Below are 12,394 nucleotides of genomic sequence, written 5' to 3'. Positions count from 1 at the left end.
GCGCAAGCCGGCGGGGGCGACCAGGGCGAGACGGATGGCGACGAGGGCCGGTTCCGAGTGCCTGCCGAAGCTACCTGGCGATCGGCGTCACCGCGATCCTGTCGACGATCGGGGCGTACTTCGAGCGGAGCAGGATGTCGGGGAAGGTGTCGGAGATGTAGGTGCCGCCGTCGAAGCTCGGCAGCTCCTGGGAGGCGAAGGTGACGGTGTTGGCTCCCTTCCTGAGCTGAACCGGGACGCTCAGCTCCCAGAAGTTGCCCGCGTGGAAGGAATGGGGGAACCAGGTCCGCCGGGGCTGGGCGCCGTTGACGGAGATCTCGGCGTGGCGGGCCAGCGGGTCGGGATTGTAGTGGGAGGCGGGGGACTGCTCGGGGTTGGCGTAGCGGACGGTCAGCGCGTACGTGCCGTCGGCCGGGGTGGTGACGTCGAAGGTGAGGGTGTTGGCGTTGCCGGGAGCGCCGCCGATGTCGGTGACGGCCTTGCCGCCTCCGGCCAGCGGGTGGGCGGTGACCCTGGCGGTGCCGGCGAGGCGGGCGGCCTCGGCCTCGTACCGGACGGGCTTGAGCGTCCCGTCGGTGTCGGTGACGCGCAGGCGGTCCAGCGCCAGCTTGCCGGCCTGGCCCGTGACAGTGATCTTGTTGACGCCTCCGGACAGGAACGCCTTCACCGTGGTGTCGGCGCTGACGCCGGTGAGGCGCCGGCCGTTGACGTCCAGCAGGCCTCGGCCGCCGCCCTGGGTGTCGACGTTCAGGGTGGATTCGCCGTCATCGGGGGAGTAGACCCAGAAGGTGGCCGTCTGGTCCTTGGAGACCGTCGCCACGCCGGACCCGGAGACCTTCTTGCGGGTGTAGTCGGTGCCGGCGCCCTTGAGGGTGGCGTACTCGGCCTCGTAGATCGTCTCGTCCGCCGCCGGATCGGCGAGCGACAGGTCGATCTTGTCGACGAGTGCGTCGCCCTTCGTGGAACGGGTGCCGTCGAGGCTCCTGGTGGCCAGGGTGACGACGTGCTCGCCCTTGGTCAGCTCGACCTTCGTGTCGGCGTGGTCCCAGACCAGCCAGCGGTAGCCCAGGGGCAGGTGGAGCTCCTGCTCGGCCTTGCCGTCCACGCGGAGGAAGACGTTGGTGGGCCCCTGTTCCTTGACGGCGTCGGCGGTGTTCTGGGAGTTGGCGAAGACCGACAGGTCGTAGGTGCCGTCCCGCGGCACCGAGACCTTGACGTCGAGCGTCAGGTCGGAGCCGGTGCGCAGGCCGCCGACGTCGTGACGGCCGGAGGTGTAGTACCGGCCGACGTCGTCGGGCGAGCCCTGGGGCCCTTCGCGCCGGTAGGCGCTTCCGGTGTGCGCCGCGTCCTCGGCCTCGTAGGTGCTCTGCCACAGCTTGGTCGCCTTGGCGGGGGAGGTGGCGTTGCGGCCGGGGCTGAGGATGATCTGGTAGGCCGAGGACTCCTTCAGCTGCGGCAGCACGTCGCCGAAGGCGAAGGCCACCGAGCCGTCGCTCACCTGCTGGTCGAGCTCGGCGACGACGTCCGGCTGGGCCGAGTCGCCCACCTGGCCGGTCCACGGGATCTCCTGGACCAGAGCGTGCACGGTGCCGCCGAACAGCTTCGTGTCAACGTGGTCGAAGCGGATGCCGGCGTTGCCCGAGGTGCCGCCGAACAGGGCACGGGCCTGCGCCTTGGCCCTGTCCAGGGTGGCGACGCCCTGCAGGGTGTAGCTGACGTCCGGGCGCGGCAGCGTGACCTTGACGGTGTCGCCGGACAACCGGCTGTAGGCGTTCAGCAGCCACCACTGGCCGTTGCCGCGGTTGGCCTGGACGGCGGAGTCGGACAGGTTGCCGTCGATGTTCCAGTACGCGATGTCGGCGTCGACCTTCGACTCCTCGATGGCCGAGGCCCACTGGATCATCTGGCCGGGCACCGAGGTGTGGTAGTTGTGCGCGTACTCGTTGAGGTTGATCGGCAACCGCTTGCCCGCGTAGGCGGTGCCGTCGAAAGCGGCCTGCTCCCACTGCCGGTACGTGGCGACGGCGCTGCGGATGTGGGCCGGTTCGGACAGCTCGTGCCAGGTGACGACCTCGGGAGCGGTGCCGGCCTGCGCCGTGTGCCGCAGGAAGCCCTTGACGCCGTCGTAGAGCCAGCTGGTGTTGGGGCCGGCGATCCTGGCCTTCGGCATCCTGCCCTTGATCAGCGCGTTGACCTCGTCCCAGGCCTTGAAGAAGTACTGGGGATCGGCGAGCCAGCTGACGTTGTTGTAGCTCCACGAGCCGCTGCCGAACATGTTGCCCTCGGGCTCGTTGAACGGGACGAAGACGACGTTGTCTTGATATTTCGGGTCGAGCTTGCGGACCTGGTCGACCTGCTTGGCGATCTTGGCCTTGTAGTCGTTCAGCCGCTCCTCGGGGGTGTCGCCGGGCCACTGGTAGGGGAAGCCGCGGTAGATGTCGGTCATGTAGATGTACACGTCGCCGTCGGTGGCGTCGGCCAGCGGCTTGACCACCTCCAGCGCGTCGGCGCCGGGGTGCTGCGGGCCGTCCTGGGCCTTGGTCGACACGGTGCGCAGCCCCATGCCCTCCAGCAGGTTGCCCGTGGGGACGCCTTCGCCGTAGACGCCGTACAGCGTGCCGGACGCGCCGCCGTGGAAGGGCCCGGTCGGGGCGCCCAGATCGACGGTGAGGTTGTTGGCGATCACCTTGACGGTGGCCTCGACCGGGGTGCCGTACGCGCTGCCCTTGACGGTGAACTGGCCGGGCTCGGCGTACCGTGCCGCGTCGATCGGGTCCCAGGTGACCGCCACGCCGCGGCGGATGCCGTCGGAGAACTCGGCGGTGGCGGTCTTGGGCAGGTCGGGCGCGATGCCGGTGTAGGTGGTGACGCCGAAGGAGGTCTGCTCCATCTTCTTCAGCGTGGCCAGGTGGTCACCGGCCAGCTCGGCGACCTGCTCGGGGCTCATGGCGGCGTCGTAGACGCGGAAGTCGTCCAGGTCGCCGGCCAGGAACGGGTGGCCGCCCCAGAACGCCTTGCCGAGGAAGCCGGAGGTGGTGTTGCCGTCGGCGTGCAGCACCGCCGCCAGGTCGATCTGGGCGGCGGTGCTGCCGATGGCCGCGCCGTTGACGTAGTAGGTGAGGGTCCTGCCGTCGATGGTGGTGACGAGGTTGACCCATCGGCCGGTGGGCAGCTTCTGCGTGCCGGGCACGCCGACTTCGACGTTGCCGTTGACCGGCTTGATGGAGGAGCGGGTGGTGGCGTCGCCGGCGAAGGACGGGGTCACGAAGGTGGCGGTCCCGGCGTCCTTGCCGAGGTTGTAGACCCACTGGAAGTCGGGCCCGCCGTCCCAGCTGAGCCAGGTGGAGATCGTCATGGCGTGGCGGTCGCGGAACAGGCCGCCCGGAATCGTCACGTAGGGGGCGGTGGCCGAGCCGTTCGCGCCGCCGGGCAGGGACAGCGCCTGCGTGCCGTCGGCGCCGGTGGCGGTGGTGGCCGAGCCGGGGTTGGCCAGCGTCCCGTCCAGCCCTGAGGGGGATCGGTCCTCGACGGTGCCGCTCGACAGGTCGCCTTCGAAGTCGTAGTGCAGGACGAGTGCCGGGCCGGCGTCGGCGGCCGGTAAGGCGGCCGCCGGGATCGCGGTCATCGTGAGGACGGTCAGCGTGAGGGCGGAGGCGAGGGCGGAGGCAGAGGCGAGGGCGGTGGCGAGGGCGGTGTGCGGCTTGCGGCCGAGAATCCGCCGGGACGAGGGAGGTGCCATGCGCTTTCCCCTTCGGGGGGTGCGGGGGAGGAGTCGAATCGATTCGGCGAATCGATTCGACTGGACGATAGGCGTCATGCCGCGGAGCGGTCAAGAGCCGGAAACGCCGCCGACATGCCGGGGCCATGCCGCCGTCACGCACGGCCGTGCGTCCGGCCTGGAGTCGAGTCCGCCGTGTCCCCGGGTCAGGGGCGGTGCCGGGCGGGTCCGGTCGTGCCGCGCAGCGAGATCGGCGGGGTCAGCAGAAGACGGCGATGCGGGGCGAGCGGGTCGGCGATGCGCTGGAGGAGCAGCTCGACCGCGTGCGCGCCCATGTCGTCGGCGGGCACGTCGGCGGCGGTCAGCGGCGGGTGCAGGTTCTCGGCCCAGTGCCGGGCGGCGACGCCGGCGACGGAGAAGTGCGCGGGCACGGCCAGGCCCGCTCCGGCCAGCGCTCGGTACATGCCGGCGACGGCGGCCTCGTTGATGGTGGCGATGGCGGTCAACTCCGGGTGCTCGGCCAGCAGCCGCTCGACACACGCCTGCCCGGCCTGGGCGTCGTCCCCGGAGCAGACCCGCACGCCGCGCAGCCCGCGCTCGGTGAGCGCGCGGTCGAAACCGGCCTGGGCGCGGTGGCCGGGCCCGTAACCGGCGGCGACCAGCTCGGCGTTGCGGTTGACCAGGGCGATGTGCCGGTGGCCGAGGTCGGCCAGGTGGTGCACGCAGGAGGCGATGAGCGTCTCGTAGTCGAGGTCCACCCAGGACATCTCCTCCGGGTGGCTGGTGTGGCCGATGCCGACGAACGGCATGCCGGCGCCGTTCAGGCGGGCGACGCGGTCGTCCTCGAGCCGGATCTCCATGAGGATGACGCCGTCCACGCGCCGGCCGGTGACGACGCGTTCGAAGGAGCGGTCGTGCTCGCCGCCCGAGGGCGACAGCAGGACGTCGAGGTCGGCGCGGGCGGCGGCGTCGACCACGCTGGCCACGAAGCCCAGCTGCATGTCGGTCAGGCGCCGGCCGGCGGGCGGGATGACCAGGCCGATCGTGCGGGTGCGGCCTTCCTTCAGCGCCCTGGCGGTGGCGTTGGGCCGGTAGCCCAGCTCGTCGATCACCGCCTGGATGCGCCGCTTGGTCCCCTCGGACACGGGGCGCTTGCCGGTGAGCGCGTACGACACGGTGCTGCGTGACACACCTGCCCGCTTGGCGATCTCCCCGATGTTCACCCACGCGCTCCTCAGTCTTGCAGTCGGCAGGAGACCATCGTAGGTCGAATCGTTTCACGCCGCGGCGCTTCCTCCCGGGTCCGTGACGGGGATGTGTCACGGACCGCACATCGTGTCTCCCAGCCCATTGACGCACACGACAGGCCGGGCCTATGTTCGGTCGAACCGATTCGCCGAATCGGTTCGACCGCGGCCCGAGAACAGCCGCGTAACGCTGCGGAGGTCACGCCAAATGAGTTCAGCGTCAAGGGGCCGGCGCGCGGCCGGCATGAGTCTGGCGGTCCTGGCCGCCGCCGGTGGACTGGCAGCCTGCTCGTCGTCATCGTCATCGTCTGACGGCGGCGGCTCGGCGAGCGCCGGCCGGACCCCCGCGGGCGCCGGCGCCTACACGATCTGGGACCCCTATCCGCAGTACGACAAGAGCTCGGAGTGGGTGAAGCTGCTCCAGGCGTGCGGCACCCAGGCCGGGGTGACGGTCGAACGGACCGGCTACGACACCAGCGACCTGACCAACAAGGCCCTGCTGGCGGCCCAGCAGGGCAACTCGCCGGACGTGCTGATCGTGGACAACCCGGTCGTCTCCACGCTGGCCGAGGCCGGGGTGCTGACGACGACCGAGGAGAACAAGCTGGACGTCTCCGCACTGGCGCTCAACCTGCTGGCGGCCGGGCAGAGCGGCGGCAAGACCTACGGCGTGCCGATCGGCGCCAACACCCTGGCGCTGTACTACAACAAGGACGTCCTGACGAAGGCCGGGGTGGACCCCGCCGGCGTCAAGGACTGGGCGTCGCTGACCGCCGCGCTGGAGAAGGTGAAGGCGGCCGGGAAGAAGGGCATCACGTTCTCGGCGATCGGCACCGAGGAGGGCAGCTTCCAGTTCCTGCCCTGGTTCTGGGGCTCCGGGGCGACCCTCACCAAGCTCGACTCGCCCGAGGGCGTCGCGGCGGTGACCCTGTGGCGCGACTGGCTGAAGAAGGGCTACGCCCCCAACTCCGTCATCAACAACACGCAGACCACCAGCTGGCAGGAGTTCGCCGGCGGTGATTTCGCCTTCGCCGAGAACGGCACCTGGCAACTGGCCAACGCCAGGAAGACCGGCTTCGCGTACGGCATCATCGCGATCCCGGGCAAGGACGGCGGCACCGCGCCGGCGCCGACCGGCGGGGAGTTCGTGAGCATCCCGGTGCAGTCCGACACCGCCCGCTACGTCGCCTCGCAGAAGCTGGTGGCCTGCCTGACCAGCACCGACAACTCGCTGAGCACCACGACCACCCTGTCCTACATCGCGCCCACCGAGGCGGGGCAGGCCAAGCAGGTCTCCGCCACCCCGGAGCTGCGGGTGTGGGTGGACGCGGTCAAGGCGGCCAAGGGTCGCACCAGTGACGATCTCGGCACCAAGTACCCGAAGATCTCCGAGCCGATGTGGGGCGCGGTGCAGGCCGCGCTGAGCGGGTCGAAGCCTCCGCAGGAGGCGATGGCCTCGGCACAGACGGCCGCGGCGAGCGCGACCCAGTAACCCGCAATGAACCGAGTCACACAGACGCAGGTCCGCCCCGCCCGCGCCGCCGTCCCGGCGACGGGGCGGGGCCGGTCGGGTCAGTGGGCGGCGTGGGCGTTCCTGGCCCCGGTCGTCGTCTACCTGCTGGTCTTCTACGCCTACCCGCTCTACCGCAACGTCGAGCTGAGCCTGCGCAACTACACCGTGCGCTCCTTCGTGCAGGGGGACGCGCCGTTCGCCGGGTTCGCCAACTACGCCAAGGTCTTCGCCGACGCCACTTTCGGCCCGGCACTGTGGCACACCGTGCTCTTCACCGTGGTGTCGCTCGCCTTCCAGTTCACCATCGGGCTGGCCCTGGCGCTGTTCTTCGTCAGGAACTTCCGGCTGTCGGCCACGCTGCGGGCGCTGTTCCTGGTGCCGTGGCTGCTGCCGCTCATCGTGTCGGCCTCGACCTGGTCATGGATGCTCAACAGCGACTCCGGCGTGGTCAACGCCATGCTGAGCCTGCTCGGGGCAGGGCCGGTGAACTGGCTGACCTCGCCCGACTGGTCGCTGTGGTCGGTCATCATCGCCAACGTCTGGATCGGCATCCCGTTCAACCTCGTGGTGCTGTACTCCGGGCTGCAGGGCATCTCGCCGGCCATCTACGAGGCCGCCGCGCTGGACGGCGCGAACGGATGGCAGCGCTTCTGGCGGGTGACCTTCCCGCTGCTGCGGCCCGTCTCCGCGATCACGTTGCTGCTCGGGCTGGTCTACACGCTGAAGGTGTTCGACATCATCTGGATCATGACGAAGGGCGGCCCGAGCGGGTCCTCCACCACGTTCGCCACCTGGTCCTACCGGCTCGGGTTCGGCAACCTGGTGCCCGCCTTCGGCCCCGGCGCGGCGGTGGGCAACCTGCTGATCGTGATGGCTCTGGTGTTCGGGCTGGTCTACATCCGCGCGCAGCGAAGGCAGTCCCCGGCATGAGACACCTCAGAACGTGCATCGGTCTGGTGCTGACGGGCGTCATGCTGTTCCCGGTCTACTGGATGATCAACGTGTCGTTCACCCGCGACACCGACATGCGCAAGAGCCCGCCGAACCTCTTCCCCGTCAACGGCACCCTGGACGGCTACCGCGCGGTCCTCGGCCAGCAGCTCCCGTACCTGGGCGTGAGCCTGGTCGTCGGGCTCGGCACGGTGGCGCTGACCCTGCTGCTCGCGGCGCCCGCCGCGTACTCCTTGGCCAAGCTGCGACCGCGTGGCGGGGGAGCGCTGAGCTTCGTGCTGCTCATCGCGCAGATGATCCCCGGCATCATCATGGCGATGGGCTTCTACGCCATCTTCCTCACCACCGGCGTGCTCAACACCGTCCCCGGGCTGATCGTGGCCGACTCCACCCTCGCGGTGCCGTTCGCGGTGCTGATCCTGACCACGTTCATGTCCGGCATCCCCGAGGAGCTGCTGCAGGCCGCCCGCACCGACGGCGCCGGGGTGGTGCGCACGTTCGTCTCGATCGTGCTGCCCGTCTCCCGCAACTCGCTCATCACCGTGTCGCTGTTCGCGTTCCTGTGGGCGTGGTCGGACTTCGTCTTCGCCTCCACCCTGGACCAGGGCGGCGACCACCAGCCGATCACGCTCGGCATCTACCACTACATCGGCAACAACAACCAGGAGTGGAACGCCATCATGGCCGCCGCCGTCGTGGCCTCCGTCCCGGCCACCCTGCTGCTCATCGTCGCCCAGCGCTACGTCGCCGCCGGCGTCACCGCGGGCGCCGTCAAGGACTGACCTGTGAAAAGAAGGGACCCCCTCTTCATGACCGTCGCCGCCTCAGGCCCGGTGTTCTCCCTGCGGGACATCCCGTTCAGTCATCGGGGCTCCTGGTTCGGCTTCTCGCCCGTGATCGCCGAACACACCTATGCCCAGGACGTGCATCTGGTCTCCCACCAGACCGGCATGCACCCGATCCTGCGCCTGGCCCCCACCGCCGAGAGCGACGTCACCGCCACCCCGCACCAGCTCACCTGGAGCCGCGACGACGGCCGGATCGACCTCGCCTACGACGGCGCCGACACGGTGCGGCTGCGCGGACGGGGGCTCGGACTGCGGCTGCTGGCCGCCGACCCCGTGCTGACGCCCTTCAGCGGCCCGTACTTCTACATCGATCCCGTCGACGGATCGTTCGTCTTCACCGTCTACCAGACCGGACGCCGCTACCGGATCACCGTGCTCGGCGGACAGGCCGAGGCGCTCGGCGCGCAGGCGCTCGGCACCGCCGAACGCGGCGTCACGCTGCTGGGCGACTGGGAGATCGCCATCGAGGAGTACGAGACCGCCCGCGCTCCCTACGCCGGCACCGACACCTTCGAGCAGGTGGTCAAGGCGGCGCGCGCCGAGTTCGACGTCTTCGCCGAGGCGGTCGCCCCCTGGCGCAGCGACGCCACGCCCGCCGCCGAGCTGGCCGCCTACGTCCTGTGGTCGGCCACCGTACGGCCGGCCGGATTCGTCACCCGACCGGCCGTGCTGATGTCCAAGCACTGGATGGACAAGGTGTGGAGCTGGGACCACTGCTTCAACGCCATCGCCCTGGGCGGCGGGCTGCCCGAGATGGCATGGGACCAGTTCCGGCTGCCCTTCGACCACCAGGACGCCGCCGGTGCGCTGCCCGACTCCGTCACCCACTCCGAGATCCTCTACAACTTCGTCAAACCCCCCATTCACGGCTGGACCCTGCGCCACCTCCCGCCGGCGGACGAGCCGGAGGAGACCTACCGGCTCCTGGAACGCTGGACCGCCTTCTGGCTGGAGGCCCGCCGCGTCCCCGGCCACGAGCTGCCGCACTACCAGCACGGCAACGACAGCGGCTGGGACAACGCCACCACCTTCGACCCCGAGCGCGTCGTCGAGACCGCCGACCTGGCCGCCTTCCTCGTCCTGCAACTGCGCGAGCTGGCCCGGCGCGCGCCGGATCGGGCCGCGGCGGCCCACTGGTCCGGCGCCGCCGACCGGATGCGCGACGCGCTGCTCGCCGAGCTGTGGACGGGGGAGCGGTTCGTCGCCCGCGGCGCGCACTCCGGCAAGACCTGGACCAGCTCCAGCCTGCTCGACCTCATGCCGATCGTGCTCGGCGACGAACTCCCGGAGGCCGTGCACACGGCGCTCGCCGCACGGGTCCAGGAGCACCTGACCACGTTCGGGCCCGCCACCGAGCACCCCTCGTCGGAGCACTACCAGGACGACGGCTACTGGCGCGGCCCGATCTGGGCGCCCTCGACTGTCCTCATCGAGGACGGGCTGCGCCGTGCCGGCCACACCGCGCTGGCCGACGAGATCAGCGCCCGCTTCCGCAGGCTGTGCGAGCAATCCGGGTTCGCCGAGAACTTCGACGCCCGCACCGGCGAAGGGCTCCGCGACCGTGCCTACACGTGGACGGCCAGCGCCTACCTGATCCTCGCCGCCGCCCACGAGCGGCGCCGCCGTCGCCTGGCCTGACCGGCAGGTCGGGGTCCGGGTGTCGCCGTCAGCGGAGTCGCAGCTCATCCGCCGGAGCCTGGGCCGCTGCTCGTCGCGCGCTGATCGTCATCACGACGAGTCCGGCCAGGACGACGGCGGCGCCGACGTACAGCGGAGCGGTGTAGCCGAGGCCGGCGCTGATGGCCAGACCGCCGAGCCAGGCCCCCAGCGCGTTCCCGACGTTGGAGGCCGACACGTTGGCGCTGGCGGCCAGCGGGGCCCCGTTCGCGTAGTCGGTGACGCGGGTGATCATGCCGGGAACGCCGGCGAACCCGAACAGGCCCAGCAGGAAGACCAGGACCACCGCGGCGACGGGACTGCCGGCCAGCAGCCCGAACGCGGTGAGCGTGACGGCGAGGCCGGCCAGGGAGACGATCAGTGTGCGGTCCCGGTTGCCGTCCGCGGCCCGCCCGCCGGCCATGTTCCCGATCACCAGCCCGCTCCCGTACACGACGAGCAGCCAGGCGACGTCGGCGCTGGAGAAGCCGGTGATCCGGGTGAAGGTGTACGCGATGTAGCTGAACGCGCCGAACATCCCTCCGTAACCGAGCGCGGTGGCCGCCAGCGTCAGCCAGACCTGCGCGGAGCGGAACGCGCGTAGCTGGACACGCAGGTCGCTCAGGCCGGAAGCCGTCGAGGGATGCCCGCGGTCCACCGCGCCCGCCCAGTGCGGCACCAGCGCCGCGATGGCGATCAGCGCGATCACGCCGATCGCGGTGATCGCCCAGAACGTGGCCCGCCAGCCCCAGCGTTCGCCGACCAGGGCGCCGAACGGCACGCCCAGGACGTTCGCGAGTGTCAACCCGGCGAACATCACCGCCACCGCCCTCGACGCCCGCTCCGCCGGAACCATCCGCCGCGCGACGAGCGAGCCGAGGCCGAAGAACGAGCCGTGACACAGGGCGGCGACGACGCGTCCGAGCAGCATCATCGAGTAGCCCGATGCGACGGCGGAGAGAAGGTTGCCGACGACGAACAGCGCCACCAGTCCGACGAGGACCGCCTTGCGGGACAGTCCGCTGGTGGCGGCGGTCACCACGATCGCGCCGACCGCGACGCTCAGCGCGTATCCGGAGATCAGCCACCCCGCCGCGGCTTCGGACACGGCCAGGCTCCGGCTCACCTGCGGAAGCAGGCCCGCGATCACGAACTCGGTCAGGCCGATCCCGAAACTGCCGAGGGTGAGCGCGATGAGCCCGACGGGCATGCGTCTGCTGCCGTTCGCCTGAAGAGTCATCCGGACATCATCCACCGGGGCCTTGAGCCGGCCCGACGGGGGACCGCCCGCACTCTCACCCCGGGCCGAGGCGGTCCCGCAGCGCGTCGTACACGTCCGCCGGTAGCGGGCCCTTCCGGGCGGCTGCGACGTTGGCCCGCACGTGCGCGACCTGGGCCGAGCCGACGATCACCGAGTCCAGATCCCGGTGACTGAGGATGAAGCGGAGCAGGAGCTCCATCGTCGAGGCGCCGTCGGCCAGATCGTCCAGGCCGGCGGCGGCCAGTCGTGCGTGGCGGTCGGCGAGCGGCCGGCGCATCGGCTCCGGCATGGCCTCGGGCGGGGCCGTGAGCGGGCGGGCGACCGAGCCGCGGGCGATCGTTCCGGCGCCGGCGGCCGCGGCGGCGCCGACGAGCTCCTCGTGGGAGCGGTCGAGCGCCGAGTAGGGGAGGAGGAAGACGTCGAACGCCCCGGTCCCGATGTGCTCCGGAAGGTTGGGCAGCTCGCCTGACATGCCGGTGAAGCGGATCGCGCCCTCGTCCTGAAGGGCCCGCATCTTGGCGATCGTCTCCTCGGCCCGCATCACCGCGACGCTCGGGCTCATGTGCACCATCAGGATGTCGAGATGGTCGGTGCGCATCCGGCGCAGGCTCTGCTCGACGCACGCCCGGACGTTCGCCCTCGTGTAGACGTGCGGCGGGAACGTCCGCGGGTCTCCGGCCGCCGCGAGGGGGCAGCCGCACTTGCTGGAGAGGATGAACTCGTCGCGCCGGTGGGAGATCCAGCGGCCGATGTGCTCCTCGGCGTCGCCGTAGTCCGGCGAGGTGTCGATGAGGTTCACCCCCGAATCGAGGACCGTGTTCAGCACCGTGCGGGCCTCGTCGTCGCTCACCGGCCTGCCCCACGCCTGTGGCCCGCGCAGTTCCATCGCTCCGTATCCGAGGCGGCTCGCCCGCAGTCCGGTCCTGCCGAGCTTCGCGGTTGGCAGCGTCACGTCATCGTCCTCTTTCGGTCTCGGCGTCCTGGCAGTTTCGTCCGGGCTCGGCGTACGCCGGCAGGCCGCGGCGGGCGCGCCCCCGGGAACGGGACGTCCGCCCGCCCGCGTCCGCGACGCACGTGAGGATGAGCTAGAAGTCCATGTCGGCGTCGCCGGGCATACCGGCGGGAGCGGCGGGGTTCTTCTCCGGCTTCTCGGCGATGACGGCCTCGGTGGTGAGGAAGAGCGCCGCGATGGAGGCGGCG

The 12,394-nt window shown here is 70.9% G+C and carries 8 protein-coding genes; 4 read left to right on the top strand and 4 right to left on the bottom strand.

All coding sequences use genetic code 11. The features are described from left to right. Positions 1 to 70: 70 nt before the first annotated feature. A complete protein-coding gene (locus ABZS51_RS17320) occupies positions 71 to 3,739 on the bottom strand; it encodes a LamG-like jellyroll fold domain-containing protein (protein WP_355441546.1) in 3,669 nt (1,222 codons plus the stop codon). A gap of 185 nt (positions 3,740 to 3,924) precedes the next feature. Then, positions 3,925 to 4,941: a LacI family DNA-binding transcriptional regulator gene (locus ABZS51_RS17315; protein ID WP_355441543.1), complete on the bottom strand. Its 1,017-nt coding sequence runs from the start codon at positions 4,939 to 4,941 to the stop codon at positions 3,925 to 3,927. A 268-nt stretch (positions 4,942 to 5,209) separates the two neighbouring features. Here ABZS51_RS17315 and ABZS51_RS17310 point away from each other — a divergent pair, with 268 nt between their 5' ends. From ABZS51_RS17310 to ABZS51_RS17295, 4 genes are read left to right on the top strand one after another with little or no spacing between them, the layout of a single operon-like run. Further along, a complete protein-coding gene (locus tag ABZS51_RS17310; RefSeq protein ID WP_355441540.1) occupies positions 5,210 to 6,457 on the top strand; it encodes an extracellular solute-binding protein in 1,248 nt (415 codons plus the stop codon). 6 nt (positions 6,458 to 6,463) lie between these two features. Continuing rightward, a complete protein-coding gene (locus tag ABZS51_RS17305) occupies positions 6,464 to 7,408 on the top strand; it encodes a sugar ABC transporter permease (protein ID WP_355441537.1) in 945 nt (314 codons plus the stop codon). Then, positions 7,405 to 8,211, top strand: a complete 807-nt coding sequence (locus tag ABZS51_RS17300; protein WP_355441534.1) for a carbohydrate ABC transporter permease — start codon at positions 7,405 to 7,407, stop codon at positions 8,209 to 8,211. Before ABZS51_RS17305 ends, ABZS51_RS17300 begins: the two co-directional genes overlap by 4 nt. Positions 8,212 to 8,214: 3 nt before the next feature. Further along, entirely contained in the window at positions 8,215 to 9,915 is a 1,701-nt protein-coding gene (locus ABZS51_RS17295) for a hypothetical protein (protein ID WP_355441532.1), read from the top strand. A 28-nt stretch (positions 9,916 to 9,943) separates the two neighbouring features. Here ABZS51_RS17295 and ABZS51_RS17290 read toward each other — a convergent pair whose 3' ends face one another. Further along, complete coding sequence (locus ABZS51_RS17290; protein ID WP_355441529.1) at positions 9,944 to 11,173, bottom strand: MFS transporter; 1,230 nt, start codon at positions 11,171 to 11,173, stop codon at positions 9,944 to 9,946. Between the two features lie 55 nt (positions 11,174 to 11,228). Beyond that, positions 11,229 to 12,146, bottom strand: coding sequence for an aldo/keto reductase (locus ABZS51_RS17285; RefSeq protein WP_355441527.1), 918 nt, complete (start codon positions 12,144 to 12,146; stop codon positions 11,229 to 11,231). Between the last annotated feature and the right edge of the window lie 248 nt (positions 12,147 to 12,394).

This window comes from Nonomuraea sp. NPDC005501 (assembly GCF_040605905.1).
GTDB lineage: Bacteria > Actinomycetota > Actinomycetes > Streptosporangiales > Streptosporangiaceae > Nonomuraea.
The sequence above is the reverse complement of the archived record's forward strand: the minus strand, read 5'-3'. Positions and strand labels throughout refer to the sequence as shown.